At 68.0% G+C, this 23,879-nt stretch carries 21 protein-coding genes and 1 pseudogene; 16 read left to right on the top strand and 6 right to left on the bottom strand.

Annotated elements, in window-relative coordinates:
• Positions 1-325 precede the first annotated feature (325 nt).
• The 4 genes from ULB03_RS02750 to ULB03_RS02735 all read left to right on the top strand — a co-directional run bounded on the left by ULB03_RS02750 (position 326) and on the right by ULB03_RS02735 (position 3,486).
• Positions 326-1,255 carry an ArsR/SmtB family transcription factor gene (locus ULB03_RS02750; RefSeq protein ID WP_322481785.1) on the top strand — a complete coding sequence of 310 codons (930 nt, stop codon included), beginning with the start codon at positions 326-328 and terminating at the stop codon, positions 1,253-1,255.
• Positions 1,256-1,283: 28 nt separating this feature from the next.
• Positions 1,284-2,231 carry a methylenetetrahydrofolate reductase gene (gene metF, locus ULB03_RS02745; protein WP_322481784.1) on the top strand — a complete coding sequence of 316 codons (948 nt, stop codon included), beginning with the start codon at positions 1,284-1,286 and terminating at the stop codon, positions 2,229-2,231.
• 173 nt (positions 2,232-2,404) lie between these two features.
• Positions 2,405-3,109 carry a beta/gamma crystallin-related protein gene (locus tag ULB03_RS02740; protein WP_322481783.1) on the top strand — a complete coding sequence of 235 codons (705 nt, stop codon included), beginning with the start codon at positions 2,405-2,407 and terminating at the stop codon, positions 3,107-3,109.
• Positions 3,110-3,132: 23 nt separating this feature from the next.
• The gene (locus ULB03_RS02735) at positions 3,133-3,486 is read left to right on the top strand and encodes a beta/gamma crystallin-related protein (RefSeq protein WP_322481782.1); all 354 of its coding nucleotides are present in this window, start codon (positions 3,133-3,135) and stop codon (positions 3,484-3,486) included.
• Positions 3,487-3,554: 68 nt separating this feature from the next.
• Here ULB03_RS02735 and metH read toward each other — a convergent pair whose 3' ends face one another.
• Complete coding sequence (metH, locus tag ULB03_RS02730) at positions 3,555-6,287, bottom strand: methionine synthase (RefSeq protein WP_322483763.1); 2,733 nt, start codon at positions 6,285-6,287, stop codon at positions 3,555-3,557.
• Positions 6,287-7,360 (bottom strand): homocysteine S-methyltransferase family protein, encoded by a 1,074-nt coding sequence (locus ULB03_RS02725; RefSeq protein ID WP_322481781.1) that lies wholly within the window; start codon positions 7,358-7,360, stop codon positions 6,287-6,289. The genes metH and ULB03_RS02725 overlap by 1 nt, the downstream gene beginning before the upstream one ends.
• Positions 7,361-7,597: 237 nt before the next feature.
• Here ULB03_RS02725 and ULB03_RS02720 point away from each other — a divergent pair, with 237 nt between their 5' ends.
• Genes ULB03_RS02720 through ULB03_RS02710 form a run of 3 tightly spaced genes read left to right on the top strand, consistent with a single transcriptional unit; the run spans position 7,598 to position 9,718 of the window.
• Positions 7,598-8,827 (top strand): BaiN/RdsA family NAD(P)/FAD-dependent oxidoreductase, encoded by a 1,230-nt coding sequence (locus tag ULB03_RS02720; protein ID WP_322481780.1) that lies wholly within the window; start codon positions 7,598-7,600, stop codon positions 8,825-8,827.
• Positions 8,828-8,864: 37 nt separating this feature from the next.
• Positions 8,865-9,194 carry a type II toxin-antitoxin system TacA family antitoxin gene (locus ULB03_RS02715; RefSeq protein ID WP_322481779.1) on the top strand — a complete coding sequence of 110 codons (330 nt, stop codon included), beginning with the start codon at positions 8,865-8,867 and terminating at the stop codon, positions 9,192-9,194.
• Positions 9,191-9,718, top strand: a complete 528-nt coding sequence (locus ULB03_RS02710; RefSeq protein ID WP_322481778.1) for a GNAT family N-acetyltransferase — start codon at positions 9,191-9,193, stop codon at positions 9,716-9,718. Before ULB03_RS02715 ends, ULB03_RS02710 begins: the two co-directional genes overlap by 4 nt.
• A 4-nt stretch (positions 9,719-9,722) precedes the next feature.
• Here ULB03_RS02710 and ULB03_RS02705 read toward each other — a convergent pair whose 3' ends face one another.
• Entirely contained in the window at positions 9,723-10,208 is a 486-nt protein-coding gene (locus ULB03_RS02705) for an Lrp/AsnC ligand binding domain-containing protein (RefSeq protein ID WP_040843736.1), read from the bottom strand.
• A gap of 129 nt (positions 10,209-10,337) precedes the next feature.
• On the opposite strand from ULB03_RS02705, the gene putA reads away from it, so the two are divergent.
• On the top strand, positions 10,338-13,508 hold the full coding sequence (gene putA / locus ULB03_RS02700) for a bifunctional proline dehydrogenase/L-glutamate gamma-semialdehyde dehydrogenase PutA (RefSeq protein ID WP_322481777.1): 3,171 nt from the start codon (positions 10,338-10,340) through the stop codon (positions 13,506-13,508).
• A gap of 284 nt (positions 13,509-13,792) precedes the next feature.
• Positions 13,793-14,518 carry a response regulator transcription factor gene (locus tag ULB03_RS02695; protein WP_145736117.1) on the top strand — a complete coding sequence of 242 codons (726 nt, stop codon included), beginning with the start codon at positions 13,793-13,795 and terminating at the stop codon, positions 14,516-14,518.
• Between the two features lie 84 nt (positions 14,519-14,602).
• Here ULB03_RS02695 and ULB03_RS02690 read toward each other — a convergent pair whose 3' ends face one another.
• On the bottom strand, positions 14,603-14,995 hold the full coding sequence (locus tag ULB03_RS02690) for an Hpt domain-containing protein (RefSeq protein ID WP_322481776.1): 393 nt from the start codon (positions 14,993-14,995) through the stop codon (positions 14,603-14,605).
• A 343-nt stretch (positions 14,996-15,338) separates the two neighbouring features.
• Here ULB03_RS02690 and ULB03_RS02685 point away from each other — a divergent pair.
• From ULB03_RS02685 to ULB03_RS02670, 4 genes and pseudogenes are all read left to right on the top strand, one after another.
• Positions 15,339-15,638, top strand: a pseudogene (locus tag ULB03_RS02685) (peptidoglycan-binding domain-containing protein); the annotation flags it as partial.
• Positions 15,639-16,501: 863 nt separating this feature from the next.
• A complete protein-coding gene (locus ULB03_RS02680; RefSeq protein WP_322481775.1) occupies positions 16,502-17,569 on the top strand; it encodes a Glu/Leu/Phe/Val family dehydrogenase in 1,068 nt (355 codons plus the stop codon).
• 230 nt (positions 17,570-17,799) lie between these two features.
• A complete protein-coding gene (locus tag ULB03_RS02675; protein WP_322481774.1) occupies positions 17,800-18,165 on the top strand; it encodes a hypothetical protein in 366 nt (121 codons plus the stop codon).
• A gap of 208 nt (positions 18,166-18,373) precedes the next feature.
• Complete coding sequence (locus ULB03_RS02670; protein ID WP_322481773.1) at positions 18,374-19,135, top strand: SapC family protein; 762 nt, start codon at positions 18,374-18,376, stop codon at positions 19,133-19,135.
• 96 nt (positions 19,136-19,231) lie between these two features.
• On the opposite strand, the gene ULB03_RS02665 is transcribed toward ULB03_RS02670, so the two are convergent.
• Positions 19,232-19,549: a 2Fe-2S iron-sulfur cluster-binding protein gene (locus ULB03_RS02665; RefSeq protein WP_322481772.1), complete on the bottom strand. Its 318-nt coding sequence runs from the start codon at positions 19,547-19,549 to the stop codon at positions 19,232-19,234.
• Between the two features lie 254 nt (positions 19,550-19,803).
• Between ULB03_RS02665 and ULB03_RS02660 the strand changes: the two genes are divergently transcribed.
• The 3 genes from ULB03_RS02660 to ULB03_RS02650 all read left to right on the top strand — a co-directional run bounded on the left by ULB03_RS02660 (position 19,804) and on the right by ULB03_RS02650 (position 22,736).
• Complete coding sequence (locus tag ULB03_RS02660; RefSeq protein WP_145736129.1) at positions 19,804-20,220, top strand: HRDC domain-containing protein; 417 nt, start codon at positions 19,804-19,806, stop codon at positions 20,218-20,220.
• The gene (locus ULB03_RS02655) at positions 20,217-20,723 is read left to right on the top strand and encodes a CreA family protein (protein ID WP_322481771.1); all 507 of its coding nucleotides are present in this window, start codon (positions 20,217-20,219) and stop codon (positions 20,721-20,723) included. Before ULB03_RS02660 ends, ULB03_RS02655 begins: the two co-directional genes overlap by 4 nt.
• A gap of 228 nt (positions 20,724-20,951) precedes the next feature.
• Positions 20,952-22,736 carry a hypothetical protein gene (locus ULB03_RS02650; RefSeq protein ID WP_322481770.1) on the top strand — a complete coding sequence of 595 codons (1,785 nt, stop codon included), beginning with the start codon at positions 20,952-20,954 and terminating at the stop codon, positions 22,734-22,736.
• Positions 22,737-22,771: 35 nt separating this feature from the next.
• Here the strand turns inward: ULB03_RS02650 and ULB03_RS02645 are convergent, their stop codons facing one another.
• Complete coding sequence (locus ULB03_RS02645; RefSeq protein WP_322481769.1) at positions 22,772-23,779, bottom strand: M14 family metallopeptidase; 1,008 nt, start codon at positions 23,777-23,779, stop codon at positions 22,772-22,774.
• Positions 23,780-23,879: the final 100 nt, after the last annotated feature.

Genomic DNA, 23,879 nt, shown 5'->3' with positions numbered 1-23,879 from the left:
TGAGGCGCATGCGTCAACCCACGGTTAAGTTGGTTACTGGGGGGAATGATTGGCATACTTTGTGGCCAAATCCAGGCACCACTATGAGGTGGGCCAGGCTGGGGCCATTTTCTATCCAACCTTCGATATAGGATTCAGCCATCCGGCGGGTGGGTGCCGGGACGGTGCCTGGTGCGCTCGGCATCCCGTCGTAGGCCTGCCGCAACACCCTCCCGGTGCGACCCCGACCGGGCCTCTCGCGAGAGAGCACAAAATCTCTCGCATAAAGACATCTTTATATGTACAAATGATCCGACGAAATGACGGCGTAGGATTCTGGTGGACCATGGACTTTCTGCTAGGGGCATTGAAGGCGGCGGCCGAACCGACGCGCCTGCGCTTGCTGGCCCTGTGTGCCCATGGTGAACTGACGGTCAGCGAATTGACCCAGATTCTGGGTCAGAGCCAGCCGCGTGTGTCCCGCCACCTGAAACTGTTGTGCGACGCGGGCCTGCTGGACCGCTTCCGCGAGGGCATCTGGGCCTATTACCGACTGGCGGAACGCGGGGCGGTGGCGGAATTGGCCCGCACCCTGGTGGACGCTATCCCGGCCGACGACCCAGGCCTGGCGCTGGATCTGGAACGGCTGGACCAGATCAAGCGCGCGCGCCAGGAGACGGCGGCCCAATATTTCCGCGACAACGCCGCCCGTTGGCACGAGGTGCGCAGCCTGCATGTGCCGGAGCGTGAGGTGGAGCAGGCGCTGCTGGCCCTGGTGCCCGCCGGCGGCATCGGCGACCTGCTGGACATCGGCACGGGCACTGGCCGCATGCTGGAGCTGTTCGCCCCCCACGTCACCCGGGCCCTGGGCATCGACGCCTCGCGCGAGATGCTGGCGGTGGCCCGGGCGAACCTCGAAAAGGCGGGATTGCGCCATGTCCAGGTCCGTCTGGCGGACATGTACCAGGTGCCGGTTCCCACCGGCAGCCAGGACATGGTGATCATCCACCAAGTGCTGCACTATGCCGAGGAACCGCAGGAGGTGCTGGCCGAGGCCGCGCGCGCGCTGCGCCCCGGCGGCAGGCTGGTGGTGGTCGACTTCGCCAGCCACGCCGTGGAGAACCTGCGGACCGACCATGCCCATCGCCGCCTGGGCTTCACCGATGCGGAGATGGCGCAGTGGTTCGCCAACGCCGGCCTGACGGCGGCGGCACCCGTGCATCTGCCTGGCACACCCCTGACCGTGACCCTGTGGTCCGGCCAGCGGCCCGCTTAACGACCTTCCGAAGACGCCGAGACTTGCCATGACCATCGTGAATGAGACCGCCGCCGACAGCCCTTTGGGGGGTGGTGAGCCGCTGGTGACCGTGCCGCGGGACCTGCGCGTCAGCTTCGAATTCTTTCCGCCCAAGACGGAAAAGATGGAACAGACGCTGTGGCAAGCCATCCACCGCCTGGCGCCGCTGTCCCCGGCCTTTGTGTCGGTCACCTATGGCGCCGGCGGGTCCACCCGGGAACGCACGCACGCCACCGTCACCGCCATCCAGCAGCGCACCGGCATCCCGGCCGCCGCCCATTTGACCTGCGTCGCGGCCACCAAGGAAGAGATCGACACCATCGCGCGCGCCTATTGGGACGCCGGCATCCGCCACATCGTGGCGCTGCGTGGCGACCCGCCCCAGGCGGCGGACGGCAGCGGCGGCCTGGGCGGCAGCGGTTACCAGCCCTATCCCGGCGGCTACGCCTACGCCACCGACCTGGTCGCGGGACTGAAGCGGGTGGCGGATTTCGAAATCTCCGTGGCCTGCTTCCCCGAAACCCATCCGGAGGCCGCCAGCGCCGCCGCCGACATCGACAATTTGCGGCGCAAGGTGGACGCCGGCGCGACGCGCGCCATCAGCCAGTTCTTCTTCGATACCGACAAGTTCCTGCGCTTCCGCGACAGGGTGGCGGCGGCCGGCATCGATATCCCCATCGTGCCGGGCATCCTGCCCATCACCAATTTCGGACGCGCTGTGGAGTTGGGCGCCAAGTGCAACTGCGCCGTGCCCGCCTGGATGGCGGACCTGTTCGGCGGCCTGGACGCGGAACCCGAAACCCGCCAGTTGGTGGCCGCCACCGTGGCCGTGCAGCAGTGCCTGCGGCTGGAGCGGGAAGGGGTGCGGGATTTCCATTTCTACACCCTCAACCGCGCCGACCTGACGGTTGCCATCTGCCACATGCTGGGGGTGCGGGCGCCCAAGGCCCCCTGACGGCACCTGAAATCCGGATGATGCCACCGCGCCGCCACGGGCTCGCCATTCTCGTCGGTTTAGGTTAAATCCGCCGGCAGGCATTCTTGCAAACGATGATTGCAAGGAATTGGGCCGGTACTTACTTGAGCCGGCGGGGCATCCCGCCGGGCCGGACGACAGGGTGGACCGTCATGACACGATTGATGCACCGAGTGATGGGGGCGGCCGTGCTGGCTGGCACCCTGATGACCGCTGGCGGTGCGCTGGCGGGGGAAATCACCCTGTATTCCGAGGCCTTTTTCCGGGGTGATGCGCTGACCGTCCGCGACGGCGTGGAAAACCTGGCCGACATGGGGCGCTGGAACGACCGCGCCAAGTCCATGATCGTGCGCTCAGGCGAGTGGGAGGTGTGCAAGGACTCCGGCTTCCGTAACTGCAAGCGCGTCGGCCGTGGCACCCGGATCGGCGATTTGGGCGAGATCGGGCTGTACAACGCCATCTCCTCCGCCCGGCAGATCGACGGCCGCTATTACCAGCCGGAACCGCCCCCGCCGCCGGTCTACGAGCCGCCGCCGCCCCCGCCCGCCTATGGCCCGCCGCCCGGCTATGGCGGCGGCATCACCTGGAACAATGGTCCCTCGGGCCCGCCGGCCTATGACCAGCCCCCGCCCCCGCCGCCCAATTATGGCGGCGGCATCACCTGGAATGACGACCGCCGGGACGGCCCCCCGCCCATGGGCGATTGCCGCCGCCGCATCTATGACGCCTTCGTCCAGCGCTTCGGCCCGCCGGGCGACGTCAATTTCCGGGGCGAGGAGTGGGAAGGCCGCATCTTCTGGAATGGGGATCGCTGGCACTACCGCTGCACGCCGGAGCAGATCAACATCTGGCAGTGATCCTGCCGGGGCAGGGGATGGGAATGGCCCGTTTCGTTGCGCGCCTGTTGATGTCCACGGGTCTGGTGTTGTCGACCGCCCCGTCCACGATGGCGCGGGCGGCCGACGCCACGGTCATCCTCTATTCGGAGCTGAACCGGGGAGGCAGGACCCTCGACATTGACGAGGATAACGAGAACCTTGCCGACACCACGTGGAACGACCGGGCGCGGTCCCTGACAGTCACGGGGGGGACGTGGGAGGTGTGCCGCCACGCCGGCTACCGTGACTGCGTGACGATCAGCGGGTGGGATGTCATTAACGACCTGTCCCGCATCGGCCTGGACCGGGCCATTTCCTCCGTCCGCCGCATCGACCGGCCGGCGCCGGAACCGTAACCCGCCGCGACCACCGGCATCGGTTCGGCCATCGTCTGGAACACCAGGAGGCCGGCGACAGTATTAGCTTACGCCGCCACGCCGTCCGTCGTGGCGGGCTCGTAGTTCAGGTTGGGGGCCAGCCAGCGTTCCATGGTGGCCATGTCCATGCCCTTGCGCGCGGCATAGTCCGCCACTTGGTCGCGTTCCACCTTGCCCAGGCCGAAGTACTTGGCGTCCGGATGGGCGAAGTACAGGCCGCTGACGGCGGCGGTGGGGGTCATGGCGTAGCTTTCGGTCAGCGTGACGCCAGCGTTCTTCTCCGCGTCCAGCAGCCGCCACAGGATGCCCTTCTCCGTATGGTCGGGACAGGCGGGGTAGCCGGGGGCTGGGCGGATGCCGCGGTACTTCTCCGCGATCAGATCCTCGTTGCTCAGGCTCTCGCCGGCGGCGTAGCCCCATAGCTCGGTGCGCACACGCTCATGCATGCGTTCCGACAGGGCCTCGGCCAGGCGGTCGCCCAGGGCCTTCAGCAGGATGGCGCTGTAGTCGTCGTGCGCCGCCTCGAAGGCCTTGGCGCGCTCCTCCAGCCCGATACCGGCGGTGACGGCGAAGCCGCCGATCCAATCGGCGACACCCGTTTCCTTGGGCGCCACGAAGTCGGCCAGGGCCAAGTGCGGCCGGTCGCGGCCCGCCTCGCGCGCCATCTGCTGGCGCAGGGTGTGCACCGTGGCCGTCACCGTCGTGCGGCCGGCATCGGCATAGACCTCGATGTCGTCGCCCACGGCGTTGGCGGGCCACAGGCCGACCACGGCGCGGGCCGTCAGCCACTTCTCCCCGATGATCCGCTGCAGCATGGATTGGGCGTCGGCGTAGAGGTTGCGCGCGGCCTCACCCACCACGGCGTCCTCCAGGATGGCGGGGAAGGTGCCGGCCAGTTCCCAGGCCTGGAAGAAGGGGCGCCAGTCGATGCGCGACACCAGCTCCGCCAGGTCGTAATCCTCGAACACCGTCAGGCCGGGCTTCAGCGGCTGCGGTGCCTCATATGCCGCCCAGTCCAGCTTGGCCCGGTTGGCGCGGGCGTCGGCGAGGGGCAGGCGGGCGCGGTTGGCCTGGGCGCGGGCGTGGGCCTCGCGCATGCGGGCGTAATCGCCCTTCACGTTCTGCATGTAGTCGGCCTTGGCCGCCAGGCTGACCAGGTTGCCGGCCACGCCCACGGCGCGGCTGGCGTCGATGACATGGACGACCGGGCCCTGGTAGACAGGGTCGATCTTGACGGCGGTGTGCACCTTGCTGGTGGTGGCGCCGCCGATCAGCAGCGGCAGGTCGAAGCCTTCGCGCTGCATCTCCTTGGCCACGAACACCATCTCGTCCAGCGATGGGGTGATCAGGCCGGACAGGCCGATGATGTCGGCCTTTTCCTTGCGCGCCGTCTCCAGGATCTGGGCGCAGGGCACCATGACGCCCAGATCCACGACCTCGTAGTTGTTGCACTGCAGGACGACGCCGACGATGTTTTTGCCGATGTCGTGCACGTCGCCCTTTACGGTGGCCAGCAGCACCTTGCCGTGGCTGCGGTTGGCGGCGCCGTCCTTCTCCGCCTCGATGAAGGGCAGCAGGTAGGCCACGGCCTTCTTCATGACGCGGGCGGACTTCACCACCTGGGGCAGAAACATCTTGCCGGCGCCGAACAGGTCGCCCACCACGTTCATGCCGTCCATCAGCGGGCCTTCGATGACCGACAGCGGACGGTCGGCGGCCTGGCGCGCCTCCTCCACATCCTCGTCGATCCAGTCGGTCATGCCGTGCACCAGGGCGTGGGTCAGGCGCTGGTTCACCGGCGCCTGGCGCCAGCTCAGATCCGCCTCTTTCCTGGCGCCGCCGCCCTTGTACTTCTCCGCCACCTCCAGCAGCCGGTCGGTGGCGTCCTCACGGCGGTTGAGGATGACATCCTCCACCCGCTCGCGCAGCTCGGCCGGTATGTTCTCGTACACCGGCAGCTCGCCAGCGTTGACGATGCCCATGTCCATGCCGGCGGCGATGGCGTGGTACAGGAACACGGCGTGCATCGCCTGGCGCACCGTCTCGTTGCCGCGGAAGCTGAACGAGACGTTGGACAGGCCGCCGGAGACGTGGGCGCCCGGCAGCTCTGTGCGGATGCGGCGCGTGGCGTTGATGAAGTCGACGGCGTAGTTGTTGTGTTCCTCGATGCCCGTGGCGACGGCGAAGATGTTGGGGTCGAAGATGATGTCTTCGGGCGGGAAGCCGACCTTGTTCACCAGCACGTCATAGCTGCGGCGGCAGATGGCCACCTTGCGCTCCTCCGTGTCGGCCTGGCCCTTCTCGTCGAAGGCCATGACCACCACGGCGGCGCCGTAGCGGCGCACCTTGCGGGCCTGCGCGATGAAGGCGTCCTCGCCTTCCTTCAGGCTGATAGAATTGACGATGGCCTTGCCCTGGACGTTCTTCAGCCCCGCCTCGATCACGCTCCACTTCGAACTGTCGATCATGACCGGCACGCGGGCGATGTCCGGCTCCGAGGCGATCAGGCGCAGGAAGCGGACCATGGCGGCCTCGCTGTCCAGCATGGCCTCGTCCATGTTCACGTCGATGATCTGGGCGCCGCCCTCCACCTGCTGGCGGGCGACGGCCAGGGCCGCCTCATAGTCGCCGTTCAGGATCAGCTTCTTGAACTTGGCCGATCCGGTGACGTTGGTGCGCTCACCCACATTGATGAAGACGGCGGTGCGGGGCTGGGTCATGGCGGCTGATTCCGGAAGCGAAACGAGGGGCGGGGCGCTGGGGGGCTGGGTGGGGTGGATCAGAACGCCGGCATCTCGAACGGCTCCAGCCCGGCCAGGCGCATGCGCGCCGGGCGGTCGGCCGGCGGCCGCGGGGTGATGCCCTTCACCGCCTCGGCGATGGCGCGGATGTGGACGGGGGAGGTGCCGCAGCAGCCGCCGACGATGTTCACCAGGCCGTCGCCGGCCCAGTGGCGTAGCGCGTCGGCCATCTGCTCCGGCGTCTCGTCATAGCCGCCGAACTCGTTGGGCAGGCCGGCGTTGGGGTGGGCGCTGACATAGGTGTCGGCGATGCGGCTCAGTTCCTGGACATAGGGGCGCATCAGGTCGGCGCCCAGCGCGCAGTTCAGGCCGATGCTCAGCGGCTTCACATGGCGCAGGCTGTTCCAAAAGGCCTCCGTCGTCTGGCCGGACAGGGTGCGGCCGGAGCGGTCGGTGATGGTGCCGGAGATCATGACCGGCAGTTCCAGCCCCCGTTCCTCCAGCACCTCCTCGGCGGCGAACAGGGCGGCCTTGGCGTTCAGGGTGTCGAAGATGGTTTCGACCAGCAGCATGTCGACGCCGCCGTCGATCAGGCCCTCCACCTGGGTGCGATAGGCGGCGCGCAGCTCATCGAAGTCCACATTGCGGAAGCCGGGATCGGTCACCACCGGGCTGATGGAGGCGGTGCGGTTGGTCGGGCCGATGGCGCCGGCGACGTAGCGCGGGCGCGACGGATCGGCATCCTCCAGCGCGTCGCCGGCGGCGCGGGCCAGGGCGGCGCCGGCCTTGTTGAACTCGTAGGCCAGATCCTCCATGCCGTAGTCGGCCAGGCTGATGCTGGTGGAATTGAAGGTGTTGGTCTCGACGATGTCGGCGCCGGCGTCGAAATACTGCTGGTGGATTTCCCGCACGATCTGCGGCTGCGTCAGGTTCAGCAGGTCGTTGTTGCCGCGCAGGTCGCGGTGCCAGTCCTTGAACCGCTCCCCGCGATAGCCGGCCTCATCCAGCTTATAGCCCTGGATCATGGTGCCCATGGCGCCGTCCAGCACCAGGATGCGCTGCTTCAGCAGGTCCGGCAGGCGGGCCAGGCGTTCGGAACGGGTCAGGGCCATGATCGCGTACTCCACCGGCATAAGGGACGCCGGGTATGTTCCAGGTAACAATGTTCGCCACCCTAGTCATCCGGGGATACAGATGCAAACATAAAGATGTCTTTATGTGATGCGCCGGACGCAGGCGTCACCCGCCTTCCAGAGGCCCGTGTTGGGGGCCATGGCGGGTCGCGCGCATTGACGGCGGCGCGTCGCCATGCCTAGAAGCGGCCAAGAGTGTTGAGAAAGGGTTGAGCGGTGCCTCACACGGCGGAAAAAGCGGGGCGCCCGACGGTCGCCATCATCGGTGCGGGCCCCGCCGGCCTGATGGCGGCCGAGGCGCTGGCCGGCAAGGGCATCGCCGTCACCGTCTATGACGCCATGCCGTCACCGGCGCGCAAGTTCCTGATGGCCGGGCGCGGCGGCCTGAACATCACCCATTCCGAACCGCTAGACCGCTTCCTCACCCGCTATGGCGCGGCGGCGCCGGTGGTGGCGCCGTGGATCAGGCGCTTCACGCCGGATGACCTGCGCGCCTGGGTGCACGGCCTGGGCATCGAGACCTTCGTCGGCAGCAGCGGCCGCGTGTTCCCCGTGGGCCTCAAGGCATCCCCCCTGCTGCGCGCCTGGCTGCGCCGGCTGGACGGCCTGGGCGTGACGCTGAAACCCCGCCACCGCTGGACCGGGTGGACCGACGATGGCGCGCTGGCCTTCGACACGCCGGACGGGCCCCGGACGGTGCGGGCCGACGCCACCCTGCTGGCCCTGGGCGGCGCCAGTTGGCCGCGCCTAGGCTCCGACGGCGGGTGGGCGGCCTTGCTGGCGGCGAGGGGCATTGACCTCGCCCCCTTCCGCGCCGCCAACGCCGGCTTCGACGTCGCCTGGTCCCCCGCCTTCATCGAGCGGGCGGAGGGCCAGCCCCTGAAGCGCATCGCCCTGTCCTTCGCCGGCCAGACCAGCCGGGGGGAGGCGGTGGTGACCCGCACCGGCCTGGAGGGCGGCGCCCTCTACGCCCTGGGCGCGCCGCTGCGCGAGGCCATCGCCCGCGACGGCCAGGCGGTGCTGCACATCGACCTCAAGCCCGACCTGGACCTGGCCGCCATCACGGCGCGTCTGGCCAAGGCGCCGCCGTCGGAAAGCCTGAAAAACCGCCTGCGCAAGGCCCTGGGCCTGGAGGGCGTCCTCCCCGCCCTGCTGCGCGAGGGCGTCCCGCCCGCCGATCTCGCCACCCCGGCGGCGCTGGCCGCCCGTCTCAAGGCCCTGCCCATCACCCTGACCGCCATCCGCCCCCTGGACCGCGCCATTTCCACCGCCGGCGGCATCACGCTGACCGAACTGGACGACCACCTGATGCTGCGCCGCCTGCCCGGCGTCTTCGCCGTGGGCGAGATGCTGGACTGGGAGGCGCCCACCGGCGGCTACCTGCTGCAGGCCTGCTTCAGCGGGGCGGTGGTGGCGGCGGAGGGAATGGCGGCGAGGCTTCGTTAAATTTGACCTTGTGCGTTTTCAATGCGTACAAATTGACATGTCGATCGTGCTGCGGGACACTATCGGTCGCTGTGGTGGAGGATGGTCGATGCCCAGGGCACTGCGTGAAGATACAGCGCGGATCGGTTTCCGGGTCGGCCCGGCGGACAAGGCCAAGCTGATGCGGGCCAGTGCGCTGGAAGATGCCGACCTCACGGACTTCATCCTGCGAACGGCTTTACGCGCGGCGGACGACGTGATCGCGAAGGCGGAGCAGGTTAAGCTGACTGAGCGAGACAGCCTGCGGGTATTGGATCTGCTGGAAAATCCGCCGGCGCCCAATGCTCGTTTGATGGCGGCGGCCCGGGCCCTGCCGGCCAAACGATGACGTTGCCGACTTGGCGGGAAGAAGCCATCGCCAAACACCATGACCGTAAGCGGTTCGATTGCGGTCAAGCTGATTTGAATGATTTTCTGCGGTTACATGCCCGGCAGAACCATGAGCGTGGCGCCGCGAAAACGTTCCTGGCCGTCGATGTTTCTGACGGTGTGACCGTCTTCGGCTATTACAGCCTTAGCCCCGCGTCCATCGAATATGCCCGTGTCCCGGACGTGGTTCGCCGCGGGCTCGGTCGCTATGACGTAGGAGGCTACCGCTTGGGACGGCTCGCGGTTTCCCGCAACTGCCAGGGGCGGGGCATGGGCGGGCAACTGCTTCTTGCCGCAGCCCATCGTTGCCTGCGGGTGGCGCAAGAAACGGGCGGCACCGTTTTGCTTATCGACGCCAAGAACCACACGGTGGCGGAATGGTACGCCAGTTATGGCGCGGTTCCGCTTCTTGATGCGCCGTTAAGCTTGGTGCTGCCGTTGGAAACGATGGCCCAAGTGCTGTTGGCTGTGGGGAAGCTCTAAATTTTCACCGCACCGGCACCGGAATGGCCGCCGTCGACTTCACCTCTTCCATCACCATATAGGTGTGGGTCTGGGCCACGCCCGGGATGCTGGACAGCTTGTCGCCCAGGAAGGCGCGGTAGGCGGCCATGTCGGCCACCCGTACCTTGATCAGATAGTCGAAGCCGCCGGCCACCATGTGGCATTCCTGGATCTCGTCCATGGGGGCGATGGCGTCGGCGAAGATTTTGAAGACGTCGGGGCTGGTGCGGTCCAGCCGCACCTCGATGAAGGCCATCAGGCTGCGCCCCAGCCGCTCCGGGTCCAGCCGCGCCGCGTAGCCCTGGATATAGCCGTCGCGTTCCAGGCGCCGCACCCGCTCCAGACAGGGGGTGGGGGACAGGTTCACGCGGCGGGACAACTCCACATTCGACAGGCGCCCATCCTCCTGCAGGATGCGCAGGATGTTCAGGTCGATACGGTCCAACTGGTCGGCGGTTTGGCGGGTCATATTTTCATCGTCCGAAAGGCCCCATGACCGGATGATATACTGAAAAAATCCCCAAATTGGCGGGAAATATGCCGGTGATCTCGCCATAATCCGCGACATCAACCACCTATTCCAGCCCCAGGCAGTGTCATGCACCAGGCGACCGCCCTCTCTCCCGCATCGTCCCCGGCCACGCCCGATCTTGATGGCCCCCGCGCGGCCCTGCGCCGGGCCAAGCATGTGAATGAGGAGACGGCGGTGCGCGCCCTGCTGGCGGCGCACGGCCTGACGACGCAGGAGCGCCGGACCATCGACGTCCAGGCGGTGGACGTGGTGAACGCCGCCCGCGCCCGCCGGTCGGAGCTGGGGCCGCTCGACGCCTTCATGCAGGAATTCGGCCTGTCCAACCAGGAGGGCATCGCCCTCATGTGCATCGCCGAGTGCCTGCTGCGCATCGCCGACCCGGCCACGGCCGACCGCCTGATCGCCGAGAAGATCACGAAGGGCCAGTGGGACCAGCACCTGGGCCAATCCGACAGCGCCTTCGTCAACGCCGCCGCCTGGGGCCTGATGCTGACCGGCCGGGTGGTGGAGGTCGACACCAAGAAGCAGGGGGACGCTCCGGGCCTGCTGCGCCGTTTGGTGCAGCGCTCGGGCGAGCCCGTCATCCGCGCCGCCATGATGAAGGCCATGCGCGTCATGGGCGAGCACTTCGTCATGGGCCGCACCATCGCCGAGGCGGTGGCCGAGGCGAAGAAGGCCAAGCCCGAGGGCACCGTCCATTCCTATGATATGCTGGGCGAGGGTGCCCGCACCTGGGAACAGGCGGACCGCTACCAGGCCTCCTACCTCAACGCCATCGACACGGTGGGCAAGGCGGCGGCGGGCCGTGGGCCCTACGCCGCCCCCGGCGTCTCCATCAAGCTGTCGGCCCTGCACCCGCGCTACGTCTTCGCCAAGCGCGCCGACGTCATGGCCCAGCTGCTGCCCCGCGTGAAGGACCTGTGCCTGGCCGCCAAGCGCTGGGACATCAACCTGACCATCGACGCGGAGGAGGCCGACCGCCTGGACATCTCGCTGGATCTGCTGGAGGCCCTGGCGCGCGATGGCGATCTCGCCGGCTGGAACGGCCTGGGCCTGGCCATCCAGGCCTATCAGAAGCGCACCGCCCATCTGGTCGATTGGCTGGCGGCGCTGGCCCGTTCCGCCGGGCGCCGGCTGATGGTGCGCCTGGTGAAGGGCGCCTATTGGGATACGGAGATCAAATTCTCCCAGACCCAGGGCCACGCCGACTATCCCGTCTACACCAAGAAGGCGGCCACGGACCTCAGCTATCTGGTGTGCGCGCGGCGGATGCTGGCGGCCAAGGACGCCATCTACCCGCAGTTCGCCACCCACAACGCTTACACCATCGCCGCCATCCTGCATCTGGCCGGCGACAACCGCGACCTGGAGTTCCAGCGCCTGCACGGCATGGGCGACCTGCTGTACGCCGCCGCGCGGGACCGTCTGAAGAACGTGCCGCGCGTGCGCATCTACGCGCCCGTCGGCACGCATGAGGACCTGCTGCCCTATCTCGTCCGCCGTCTCCTGGAGAACGGCGCCAACAGCAACTTCGTCAACGCCTACATGGACCCGGCCATTCCGGTGAGCCAGGTGGTTGCCGACCCGATCGCCCTTTTGGAGGCTTTGCCCGTGCTGCGCCATGCCGGTATCCCCACCCCCGACAAGCTCTATGGTGACGACCGCGCCAACTCCCGCGGTGTCGACCTGACGGACGAGGCCACGGTGCGGACCCTGCGCGCCGGCATCGACGCCGCCCTGGCCCAGACTTGGACGGCCGGCCCCATCGTCGGTGGCCAGGACTTGGCCGGCCAGAAGGCCCGTCCGGTGCTGGACCCCGCCGACCGCACCCGTACCGTGGGCACCACCGCCGACGCCACGGCGGAGCACATCGACCGCGCCCTGGCGCTGGCCGCCCAGGCCCAGCCCGCCTGGGACAGGCTGGGCGGGGAGGGGCGCGCCCGCGTCCTGGACGCCATGGGCGACGCGCTGGAGGCCGACACCCCGGCCCTTCTGGGCATCCTGATCCGCGAGGCGGGCAAGACCTGGGGCGACGCCGTGGCCGAGGTGCGCGAGGCGGTGGACTTCTGCCGCTATTACGCCGACCTCGCCCGCAAGCAGTTCGGCGCGCCCACCCGCCTGCCGGGCCCGACGGGCGAAAGCAACGAGCTGTCGCTGCATGGCCGCGGCACCTTCGTCTGCATCAGCCCGTGGAACTTCCCCCTGGCCATCTTCACTGGCCAAGTCGCGGCCGCCCTGGCCGCCGGCAACGCCGTGGCGGCCAAGCCGGCGGAGCAGACCACCCTGGTCGGCGCCCGCGCCGTGCGCCTGTTCCACAAGGCCGGCGTGCCGGGCGACATCCTGCATCTGCTGCCGGGTGATGGCGAGACCGTGGGCGCCGCCCTGGTGGCTGACGCCCGCATCGGCGGCGTGGCCTTCACCGGGTCCACCGAGACGGCGCGCCTGATCAACCGGGCGCTGGCTGCCCGCGACGGCGCCATCGTTCCGCTGATCGCCGAGACCGGCGGCCAGAACGCCATGATCGTCGACAGCACCGCCCTGCTGGAGCAGGTGGTGGACGATTGCATCACCTCCGCCTTCCAGTCGGCGGGGCAGCGCTGCTCCGCCATGCGCGTCCTGTTCGTGCAGGATGACGTGGCCGATCAGATGGCGCACCTGCTGAAGGGCGCCATGCAGTTGGTCACCCTGGGCGACCCGATGGATCTGGCCACCGACGTCGGCCCCATCATCGATGAGGACGCGCGCAAGATCCTGGTGGCCCATGCCGCGCGCATGGACCGCGAGGCCAAGCTGATCCACGCCTGCGACCCGGGCGCGGCCCTGGCCAACGGCACCTTCTTTGGTCCCCGGCTCTATGAGATCGACAGCCTGAAGCGCCTGCCGCGCGAGGTGTTCGGCCCCATCCTGCACCTGGTGCGCTGGAAGGCCGACAGCCTGGACCAGGTGCTGGCCGACATCGACGCCACCGGCTACGGCCTGACCCTGGGCGTGCACAGCCGCCTGGAGGGCCGGGCGCAGGAGATCTTCCAGCGCCTGAACTGCGGCAACACCTACATCAACCGCAACATGGTGGGCGCCGTGGTGGGGGTGCAGCCCTTCGGCGGGCATGGCCTGTCCGGCACGGGCCCCAAGGCCGGCGGCCCGCACTATCTGCTGCGCTTCGCCACGGAAAAGACCTTGACCGTCAACATCACCGCCTTCGGCGGCAATGCCGACCTGTTGGGGCTGGGCGGCTGATCCACCCATTTCTTCTTTCTCAAGACTCGGGCGCAGACTCGGGCTTGAGTCCCCTTCGGCAGGAGGGTCCGGCATAGGGCGGGTGCTCGCGGTGATTGTCCGTGGTGCCCGCCCTATGCTTTTTTGGATAGGTTTTCCGGCTCCACCCCAGCCTTTTTACCTAGGAAAAGGCCATACAGCCTTGGTTCGCCAGGGACTTGCGTTAACAGGCCGCGAGAGACATTCTGTCGCCAACGTCCGGCGGTGCGTTTGGGGCAATGGCCGGCAGGGGGGTTGGAAGAGTCATGACGGAGAGTGTGGAAGCGCCGCTGGTCCTGATCGTTGAGGACGAGCCGGCGACCAGGGCCTTGTTGGCAGGGTACTTTCATCAGGCCGGTTTCATGATCGCCGAAGCCGCCAATGGCAAGCAGACGCGGGAAGCCATCATCCGGCAGCCCCCTGATCTGGTGTTGTTGGATATCGAGCTGCCGGACGAGGATGGGTTTTCGATCGCCCGCGACATCCGCGAGATCTCCAACGTCGGCATCATCATCGTGACCCGTCGGGCCAATGAGGACGACCGCGTCTTCGGTTTGGAAACCGGTGGCGATGACTATGTGACCAAGCCGCCCAACCCGCGGGAGCTGCTGGCCCGCGCGCGCAACCTGCTGCGCCGCACCCATCCCAGCAAGATGCGCCGGGCCGAGGGCACGGTGCGCCGCTTCGGTGGCTGGACCATCGACCTGGCGCGTCGCCGCTTGATCGATCCGCAGGGCATGGAAGTGCGCGTGACGCGCGGCGAATTCGAACTGCTGGCGCTGCTGGTCCGTTCGGGTGGCCGGGTGGTCACCCGCGACCAGTTGATCGACGCCGTCAGCGGCACGGACCGCAATCCCAGCGACCGCACCATCGATGTGCTGGTCAGCCGCTTGCGCCGCAAGATGAACGACGGCGGCGCCCAGCCGCGTCTGATCCTGACGGAGAAGGGCTTGGGCTACCGCCTGGGCGCCGACGTCACCGGCCCGGTGTAAGTCACCGCGTCCTCTCCGCATTCCCTGGGTTTGAGCGCCATCGGGCCCGATCCAATCCGGGTCGGGCCCGATCCGCGACAGCCGTCAGCCCTTGAGACTGGCGCGGAATTCCTCCAGCGCCTTCAGGTCGCTGCTGACGCGCGCCAGCAGGCGGGTCGCCTCGCGCAGGCCCTCCTCACTCTGCCCTTGGCGCAAGGCGTGTTCCGCCTTTTTGGCCTGCGCCGACAGGGCGGCCAGGCCCACGGTCTGGGCGCCGCCACCCAGCCGATGGATCAGCCGCTGCAGCAGCGGCAGATCCTGCGCCTCCAGCGCCGCCTGCACGGCGGCCACGCTGCTCGGCGCGTCCTCCAGGTATTTCTCCGCGATCTGGCGGACCAAGTCGACGCCCAGGTCGGTCATGTGGGCGGTCAGGACGCCACGGTCCAGAACGGGCGTGTCTTCAAGTTGCCAGTTTTCGGTCTCGGGATGCGCGGTCATAGGCCTTTTCCGTTAGTTCGCTTGGTTTATTATGTTATTTGGCATGCTTCATGGGGGTCTTGGGCCCGCCCGTGCCATTATTTACCCACAATCCGGGGTGATTTTGGCAACGCTTATGGTCGCATGGTCATCATGTCGCCGTCAGGCATACCCATTTGGTCTCGATGCTCCTGCGGTTCCGGGCCCCTGCGGCTCCGGCGCCGCCCTCATTCCGGTGCAATGCAGCATGCACGGGGGTCGGCGGCTAAAATGCGCATGGCAAAGCGGGATGAATTGTAACACGCTTGGCATGGCGGCGGCCTGTTGATTTGCCCGGTGCTTGTCTCTCATCAGGCCGCTTTGCATGACCTGGAAAAAGGATCGTTTCACGATGTTCAACGCCCGTCGGCCCCTGTTCGCCTCTGCCATCCTGGCGGTGATGCTGACCACGGCGGGCGCCGGCCAGGCGTGGGCCGCCCCGGGAGACGCCAATGGGGGGGAGCCCAACAGCGCCACCATCCAGTGGGCCCAGAACATCCTGAAGGAAAAAGAGCTGTATGAGGGCCGCGCCACCTCGCGCATGGACCCGCCCACCATCGCCGCCTTGCGCCAGTACCAGAAGGCCGAAGGCCTGAAGGTGACGGGCAAGCTGGACCAGGACACCATCGCCCGCATGATGGAAGGCCGCCCGGTGGACAAGACCGTGGGGAATTTGGCCGACCCCACCAGCCGCGCCAAGGCTTCGCAGCCGCGCCTGAAGGAGGAGGATGTGCAGCCCAAGGCCGCCCGCTCCGCCGTCGGTGTCGAGCGTGGTCCCCAGGGCCAGGAAAGCACGGTGCTGAGCGTGTCGCGCACGCCGACCGCCACGCCCTCCGCCCCCGCCGATCTGTCGCCCCCCTCCGTGACCCAGCGACCCGGCGACGCCCCGGCCACCTCACAGGCCGGGAGCCAGGACGCGTCCAGCCCCACCGGTGCCGGGCGCATCGCGGTGGAGACGCAGTCGACCGGTGACACGCCGGAACAGGCGGCGACCGAGATCACCGCCCCGGATTGGGCGCGCAACGCGCTGTTGGGCTTCGTCGGCGCCTTGTTCGCGCTGATGGCCGGCATCTGGTGGTGGAGCGGGCGGCGTCCCAGCCGCAAGGCGCCCAAGCGCGGTCGCCCCGCCGACGTGCGGCGTGAGCCGTCGCTGGGCGGGGAGGACAGCCGCCTGCCTGATGGCCGGGTCATGCCCCGCCTGGGGGAAGGGGCGGCCCGCCCCAGCCGTCCCCCGGCTTGCGCGTCGGCCACTGACGCGCCTTTTCCCGCCAAGGCGCCTGCCCTCGGGCGGGCGCGACAGGACATTACCCGGCGGGCGCCTGTGGGTTCGCCAAAGCTGCGCCGCGCAATAAAACAACGAAATCGACCCGGCCTGTCCCGCCCCCTAAGCTTCGTCGCGCAGACAGTTCCGCCCCCGCCCCATGTGACGGGGGCCGGATCACCGGCCCGGCGCCCTTGGTTCCGGGCACCAGGCAGGAGAGTGCCCCCATGCTGTTCGACGCTCCGGATTTCGACAATCACGAGCTGGTCCTGTTCGGCCGTGACCCGGAGAGTGGCCTCAAAGCCATCATCGCCGTCCATGACACCACCATGGGGCCCGCCTGCGGCGGCTGCCGCATGTGGCCGTACGCGACCGAGGCCGACGCCGTGAAGGACGTCCTGCGCCTGTCGCGCGGCATGAGCTACAAGAACGTCATGGCGGGGCTGCCCCTGGGCGGCGGCAAGTCGGTGCTGATCGGCGATCCCAAGACCGCCAAGTCAGACGCCCTGTTCCGCGCCTTCGGCCGCATGGTGGAAAGCCTGGGCGGTCGCTACATCGCGGCGGAGGACGTGGGCATCACCGTTGCCGACGTGCAGGTCATGGGCCGGGAAACCAAGCATGTGGCCGGCCTGAACCATGGCGCCGCCGCCAGCGGCGACCCCTCGCCCTTCACCGCCTATGGCGTCTATCTGGGCATCAAGGCGGCGGTGCAGCACCGCCTGGGCACGGACAGCCTGAAGGGCGTGCGCGTGGCCGTGCAGGGCCTGGGCAATGTCGGCAGCCACCTGTGCCAGCGCCTGGCTGACGACGGCGCCGTCCTGGTGGTCAGCGACATCTTCGCCGACCAGGTGAAGCGTGTGGTCGACCGCCATGGCGCCACGGCCGTGGACCCGTCCGTCATCCATGCCCAGGACGTCGACGTCTTCGCCCCCTGCGCCCTGGGTGGCGTGCTGAACGAGCAATCGCTGCCCCAGTTGAAGGCCAAGGTGGTTGCCGGCGGCGCCAACAACCAGCTGTCGGTGGACGCCATCGGTCGCCAACTGCGCGGCCTGGGCATCCTGTACGCCCCCGACTACGTCATCAACGGCGGCGGCATCATCAACGTGGCCGGCGAAGTCGGCGGCGCCTACAGCAAGGAGGCCATCCTGGCCAAGGTGGAGGCCATCCACGGCACGCTGGCGGACATCTTCCGCCGAGCCGACGCCGAGGATCGCCCCACCAACGAGGTCGCCGACCAGATGGCGCGGGAGCGCCTGGCCGCCGGCCGCGCCCGGGGCATGGCCAAGGTCGCCTGATCCCCGTGATCTCCATGGCGCCGAAGACCGGCGCCCTGCCAGGTCCATGACGCCGAAGGCCGGCGCCCCGCCAGGACGATCTGGTGGCGCGCCGGCCTTTTTCGTTATGGGCCAGGATGATTATGATCCTTGCGATGGCGTGACTTGGCGGACGCGCCGCCTATATGATGCCGCGGCCCCACCTCAGGGGCGGCCCCACCGAGGGGTGGACGTATCCAAGGGGACGGTGCATGCAGGAATTGCGGGCGATCAGCTTCACGGATCGTGAGCTGGCGACGGCGATCGTGGAATTCACGGCCCGTCTCAACCGCCCGCTGCCCGTAGGCATGGTCAAGGACCCCGTCATCGTCGAGGGGCCCCCGGTGGCCGTGCACCTGCCGATTGAGGATGACTACGGCACGGTGTCCCAAACCAGCTACGCCGAGATGGAAGTGGCGGCGGCCCTGGTGAATTACTGCATGACGCGGAAGATTCGCATCCCCGCCAAGGCGGAGAAGGTGCTGCAGGTCATTTCCGGCTCCGCCACGCTGGTCATCTGGCTGGGTGAGCAGGAGGTGGGGGCCAAGCGCGTCAAAACGATGCTGCGCAACCGATAAATCGCCCGGTGCGTGTTCCAGGGGGCCGCGCCGCCCCGCGGTGGTGTCACAACTTGTCACGCGCTGAAGTCATGGCTGGGTCGCGGCGCTGTTGACTTGCGCATACAATTCCGGCACTTCAAAGCCCATCCTGTCGGGGGAGAGGGCGCGCGTGTCAGGGTCCAATTCCCGGTCAGTGGGATTTAACCGGTAAATCAGGACTTTTGCCATGACCGACGCCGCCGCCGCCAACGATGCCGGCCAGATGCCCCCGTTCTATCGGGAGCCCGTTCCCGTCGACATCAGCCGTCACCGTGACTGGAAGCTGAAGCAGCAGCGTACGTTCTCCTATGCCGCCGGCGCCAACGCCATTCCGATCGTGGGTGAGGAGTTCATCTCCCTCAACGGCCACTACCCCATCGTCTTCACCCTGGGTGACAACCCGGCCGCCGTGGTGCTGACCGGGGTGCGCCCGGACGAGAACCTGTTCGTGGACGCCGAGGGCAACTGGCGCAAGAACACGCCGATCCCGGCCTATGTCCGCCGCTACCCCTTCCTGATGATGGAAACGCCGGACCGTGAACGCCTGGTGCTGTGCCTGGAAGAGGACGCCAACCTAGTGGGTCCGGACGGCGACGTTCCCCTGTTCGAGGGTGACAAGGCCGGCCCGGCGGGCAACGACGCCCTGAACTTCTGCGCCACCTTCAACCAGTCCGCCGTTGCCACCAGCGCCTTCTGCAAGGAACTGCACGATCGCGGCCTGCTGGTGGAACAGCGCCTGGACCTGACGCTGTCGCACGACAACAGCCGCATGACGCTGACCGGCTTCACCATCATCGATGAGAAGAAGTTCAACGAACTGCCGGACGACGTGTTCCTGGAGTGGCGCAAGCGCGGCTACCTGGGCCTGGTCTACTCCCACTTCATCTCGCTGTCCCGCTGGAGCATCCTGGCGGAACTGGCGTCCGAGCGGGTGCTGGCCTCCAAGTAAAACCCCGCCGGCCATTGAGCCGGCTCGGTGAAAAGCGAAGGGCGCGGCACCTGTCCCAAGGTCCGCGCCCTTCGTTTTTTGGCGATGCCGCCCGCTTCAGCGGCGGGGCAGCAGGGTTACGCGCAGGCCGTCCAACTCCGCCCGGAAATCGATCTGGCAGGACAGGCGCGACCGGCCGGGCTGATAGCTCGCCTCTTCCTCCAGCAGCGCCTGCTCATCCAGGCTGGGGGCCGACAGCCGGGCGGCCCAGTCCGGGTCCACCAGGACGTGGCAGGTGGCGCAGGCGCAGGAGCCGCCGCAATCGGCGTCCAGCGGCAGGTCGTGATCGCACAGGTTCTCCATGAGGGAGGCCTTCAGGTCCCCCTCGATGACGTGCTCCGCGCCATCGGCGTCGATAACGTGGATCGTGGGCATGGTCGTTTTTCCTTTAGCGGCGGGCGGCGGCACCCGTGTTGCGTCGGCTGATGAACGATCTGGCTGCTATTAGTGAAATACGTCGGGGCGCGCGAGGCGAAAAACCGCAAACCCAACCCGAAAAACCAACGCGACGGGACCTCAGCCCCCTGTAAAGCGGCCCAGCCTCGGTTATATTGCCACCTATCCTCGGAAGCGGCCCGCCGGCCTCGGCGCCGGGCGGACCATCCGGGCTACTCTGACCGGGACTGGGCATGACCTTGGAAATCCGCACCTTCTCCATCCGTGACGCCGTGCATGACGAGGACGAGACCCGCCTGGCCTCGTTCCTGCGCACGGTGGAGGTCTCGCGTATCGATACCGCCTACGCCGATGGCGCCTGGCGGGTGCTGGTCCAATACCGGGACCTGCGCCGCAAGGAGGAAACCGCGCAGATCGAGTCGGCCATCATATCGGCCATCAACAGCTGGCGCACCGACGTCGCCAAGGCGCTGGGCGTGGACAAGGAGGAGATCCTGTCCAACAGCGTGGTGGCGGAGATCGCCCGTTACGCCCCCACGACGGAAATCGAGCTATCGGTCATCAGCAACGCCGCCGGGTTCGACGTGGCCGGCCGTGGCGGCCAGATCGTCCAGATCGTCCGCCAGACCATGGAAGAGTTGACCAATTGAGGCGCCTGCTGGCGGCGGCGGCCATCGCGGCCGTGGCGATGGTCGGCCTGTCGCTCGCCCCGGCGGCGGCGCGGGCCGATGAGGTGGGGTCGTTCAGCAACGATTGGACCGGCAACGAACTGACGGTGGAGGCCGTGCCCGACCCCGACATCCAGGGTGTCACCTGCCACATCGTCAGCTTCTCCCGCAGCGTCATCGACCGGCTGCGCAAGGGCAACTGGTTCGAGGATCCCTCCAACACCTCGATCTCGTGCCGGCAGACCGGGCCCATCGTGATCGGCAAGATCGACACCTCCAAGCATGGGGAAGAGGTGTTCTCCGAGCGCAAAAGCCTGATCTTCAAGTCCATCGCCGTCCGGCGAATCTATGACCGGGCCAACGACACCCTGATCTATGTCGTCTACAGCCGCCAGGTGAAGGATGCGTCGGCCAAGATGGCCATCTCCACAGTACCTTTGTTCAGCGCCAACCCCACCTGGACCAAAGGCAAGCCGGACCGTTAACCTCCTGTTCAATCGGGATAAAAAAACCAGCCTGTCCCACCGGTAGGCATACATCATTCGGTTGACTACCCGCTTGTGCGACGTCACCTTTAAGCCAGCATCCATATATCGGTGGTGCGTTCGGCTTAGCGGCGGGGCTGCCAATGGGCCGAGGGTTGGCCTGGTGAGGGCGGGGAAGGGGCTTCCCCGTCCCCCGGGTTTTATTGCCGGTCGGGGCGGGCGATGGTCTTGGGGCTGCTACAGGATAAGGCGAAACGGCCGCCGCCGCTGAGCGAGCCGCGGGGTATTTCCTTCGAGGTGCAATACCTGAAGGATGACCATTGGCTCACCGAGCAGATTTGCCGCAAGGAAGAGGATGCCCGTGCGCTGGCCGCCCGCATCCTGCCCACCCGCACCGGCGTGCGCATCATCCGCGAATTCGTCCGCCCCGGCCGGGGCGGGGAAACCGTGGACACCATCATCCATACCGAATACCGGCAGGAGCCCAAGCGCCCCATCGCGCCGGTCCCGGTGGATGAGGCCCATTACTGCCGCGTGCCGCAGGAGTATTTGGCGTTCGACAGCCGGGTGCTGATCTCCCGCGTGCTGCGCCAGTACCTGGATGAGAAAGGCGTCACGGCGTCGGAATTGCTGCACAACGCCAACGAGGCGAAGCGCGTCCTGAATTTTGAGGCCCTGGTCCCCAACGCCGTCAGCCGCATCGCGACCTTGCAGGTCAAGGAGACGGGGGAGGACAGTCGCGCCCGCCGGGACGTCATCCTGGGGGTGCTGGAACAATTGCGCCAGCGGGCGGAAAAGGCGGTGGCCAACCGCACGCTGCCTTATCCCAAGGAAATCGGCTTCGCCGCCACCATGCGCCGGGTGGATGAGATCCTGGGCGGCACGCCCGCCGCTACGCCTGAAGAGGCGGCGGAAGAGGCGGCGTACCTGGGGAAGGTGATCGTCTGCCGTGATCTGGTGAACATCCGCGGCCTGCTGGGCAAGGCGGAATTGCTGATCGAACTCGCCGCCGACGACAGCCTGCCCGCTGACCATGCCGCGCTTTTGGATCAGTTGCTGGCCGATGTCCTGACCGCGCCCGATATGGTGCGCGACATGCTGGGCCGGCAGCCGGATCTGGTCACCGCCTTGAATTGCCTGGTCGACCTGATCAGCGGCACGTTCGAGCCGCAGCCGGCGGAAATGTCGCCGGAATGCACCGCGGCCATCAGCCGTTGGGTGGCGGGCCCGCATGGCAAGGAAACCCGGGCGGTCCTGCTGGACTTCCTGCGGCGCCAGGTCCGCGGGACGCAGCGCCTGTCCCATGGCGAGCCGTTCCAGCAAATCGCCAAATACCGCGCCTTGGTCGGCCGCCTGACCCAACTGGATGGGCTGCTGGGCGGTCCCGCCATGGCCGAGGCGGTGCTGATGGGCTATCAGCGCTTCATTGAGCAGGGCGGTGCGGAGGGGCGGCGCCTGGCTCTCGAGTCCGTGTTGCAACTGCTGCCCACCGGGGCGGAGCGGCTGGTTTACCTGACCTGCCTCGCCCGCTCCGACCTGGCCGCCACCGATGGCGCGGCGATCGCCGCCCAGGCGTTGGAAGTCGCCAACCGCGCGGCCGGCCTGAATGACCTGGTGGACCGCGCCCTGCCGCTGAAGCCGAAGATGGAGGCCAGCGCCGCCCTCTACCGCCTGGTGATGGAGGGTGGGGATCTGCCGGGTGAGATGGCGGAAAAGCTGGGGGGCCGCCTGGATGACATGGTGGCGGCCTACATTGTCGATGGCCGGGTGATCGAGCGGCTGGACGACCCGGCGGCCAGCCTGCGCGTCCGCGCGACCCGCCTGGTGCAGTTCGCCGCCGCCGAGGTGCTGGCCAGCCCCAAGGCGCGGCGCATCGTGCGCGACCAGATCATCAGCCATTTGCGCCAGCCCAACTTCGACGCCAAGTTCGTCGAGGGCCTGACCACCGAGGCCGAGAAGGCCGCCGTGCTGCGCAACTTCTACGATCTGCTGAACCGCGCCCAGTTCATGTGACCCCAGTTCATATAACCGGGCCCCTGGTGGGGTGATCAGAGGATCCGCCCCAGCCGGACGGTGGTCTGCCCCCGCCGGGCGCTGCGCGTGGGCATGACCAGCACGCAGTCGTCGTACGGGGTATGGATGGCCTGCTTGCCGTCCAGGGCCAGCAGGGTGCCGGCGGCGGCGATGCGCTCCAACCCCTGGAAGGGACGCACGAAGGCGAATTCATCCGTTTGCGCCTGGATGGCGTGGGTGACATCCACCACCGTGGGCCGGGGCGGGATGGCCGGGGCGTTGATCTCCCCCAGCAGGGTGCGGACCGTGGCCGCGTCCAGGGTTTCCGACAGCGCCAGGAAGCGGATGAGCCCGCGCCACGCTTGGGCGCCGGCGGCGGGCGAGGCGTGCTGCCCGCATTCCATCAGGATGGCGGTGGCCTCGGCGCCAGGGCCGGTAAAGCGGGGATGGTCGATCAGGCGCCGGCCATCGGCATGGCCGTCATCCGCCACCACCCAGCCCGGGTCGGCCAGCCGCACCGCCAGGGCCCGCCCCCGGGGGGATCGCCCGCATAGGGTCAGCGCGGGCGAGGGCACCTGCATGGAATGCAGGTCCAGCAGCAGGTCCGCCGTCAGGATCAGGGGCGCCAACGCCGCCACCCGCGCCTGTTCCCGGCCGTGGGTGTGACCCGGCGGCGGCCCCGATGCCCGGGCGCCGGCCCACAGGCGGTTCATGTCCTGGTCCAGATAGCGGGCGGGCGTACCCGCCGGGCCGAACAGGCGGCCGCCCGCCGCCGCATCGGTGTTGGCGAAGGCCAGGGTCCAGGTGCCGCGCGTCGGCCGCAGGCCCCGCCGCAGCAACCGGTCCAGCGCCACGGCGCCGCAGGGCTCGTTGCCATGCATCAGCGCCACGATGGCCACGTGCGGCCCCTCGGCCTTGCCCTCGAAGCGCCAGACATAGGGCACGCCGATGTTGCCAGCCCGGTGCGCGCGCAGGTCGGGCATGGCCAAGGGGGGCTGGGGCGTGGCCGGCCCCAGGGGTGGGCCCAGACGGTCCCACATCATGCGCCCCCATCCCTGACGATCGCGTCCGAACCCATTGGAACCATGGCCGCCTTTCTCCATTGGGCTGGTTAGGCAATAGTGCCGGGTCCTTTCGATCATG

It is taken from the genome of Nitrospirillum goiasense (assembly GCF_034427435.1).
Taxonomy (GTDB): domain Bacteria; phylum Pseudomonadota; class Alphaproteobacteria; order Azospirillales; family Azospirillaceae; genus Nitrospirillum.
This window is presented reverse-complemented; position numbering and strand designations above follow the sequence as displayed.

Excerpts from the sequence above, each read along its gene's own strand:
- ULB03_RS02735 (WP_322481782.1), top strand. The coding sequence starts at position 3,133 with ATGGCCCGTTTCGTTGCGCGCCTGTTGATGTCCACGGGTCTGGTGTTG.
- putA (WP_322481777.1), top strand. The coding sequence starts at position 10,338 with ATGCACCAGGCGACCGCCCTCTCTCCCGCATCGTCCCCGGCCACGCCC.
- ULB03_RS02725 (WP_322481781.1), bottom strand. The coding sequence starts at position 7,360 with ATGGCCCTGACCCGTTCCGAACGCCTGGCCCGCCTGCCGGACCTGCTG.
- ULB03_RS02710 (WP_322481778.1), top strand. The coding sequence starts at position 9,191 with ATGACGTTGCCGACTTGGCGGGAAGAAGCCATCGCCAAACACCATGAC.
- ULB03_RS02680 (WP_322481775.1), top strand. The coding sequence starts at position 16,502 with ATGCTGTTCGACGCTCCGGATTTCGACAATCACGAGCTGGTCCTGTTC.
- ULB03_RS02695 (WP_145736117.1), top strand. The coding sequence starts at position 13,793 with ATGACGGAGAGTGTGGAAGCGCCGCTGGTCCTGATCGTTGAGGACGAG.
- ULB03_RS02665 (WP_322481772.1), bottom strand. The coding sequence starts at position 19,549 with ATGCCCACGATCCACGTTATCGACGCCGATGGCGCGGAGCACGTCATC.
- ULB03_RS02715 (WP_322481779.1), top strand. The coding sequence starts at position 8,865 with ATGTCGATCGTGCTGCGGGACACTATCGGTCGCTGTGGTGGAGGATGG.
- ULB03_RS02645 (WP_322481769.1), bottom strand. The coding sequence starts at position 23,779 with ATGATGTGGGACCGTCTGGGCCCACCCCTGGGGCCGGCCACGCCCCAG.
- ULB03_RS02750 (WP_322481785.1), top strand. The coding sequence starts at position 326 with ATGGACTTTCTGCTAGGGGCATTGAAGGCGGCGGCCGAACCGACGCGC.
- ULB03_RS02670 (WP_322481773.1), top strand. The coding sequence starts at position 18,374 with ATGACCGACGCCGCCGCCGCCAACGATGCCGGCCAGATGCCCCCGTTC.
- ULB03_RS02675 (WP_322481774.1), top strand. The coding sequence starts at position 17,800 with ATGCAGGAATTGCGGGCGATCAGCTTCACGGATCGTGAGCTGGCGACG.
- ULB03_RS02740 (WP_322481783.1), top strand. The coding sequence starts at position 2,405 with ATGACACGATTGATGCACCGAGTGATGGGGGCGGCCGTGCTGGCTGGC.
- metF (WP_322481784.1), top strand. The coding sequence starts at position 1,284 with ATGACCATCGTGAATGAGACCGCCGCCGACAGCCCTTTGGGGGGTGGT.
- ULB03_RS02705 (WP_040843736.1), bottom strand. The coding sequence starts at position 10,208 with ATGACCCGCCAAACCGCCGACCAGTTGGACCGTATCGACCTGAACATC.
- ULB03_RS02690 (WP_322481776.1), bottom strand. The coding sequence starts at position 14,995 with ATGACCGCGCATCCCGAGACCGAAAACTGGCAACTTGAAGACACGCCC.
- ULB03_RS02660 (WP_145736129.1), top strand. The coding sequence starts at position 19,804 with ATGACCTTGGAAATCCGCACCTTCTCCATCCGTGACGCCGTGCATGAC.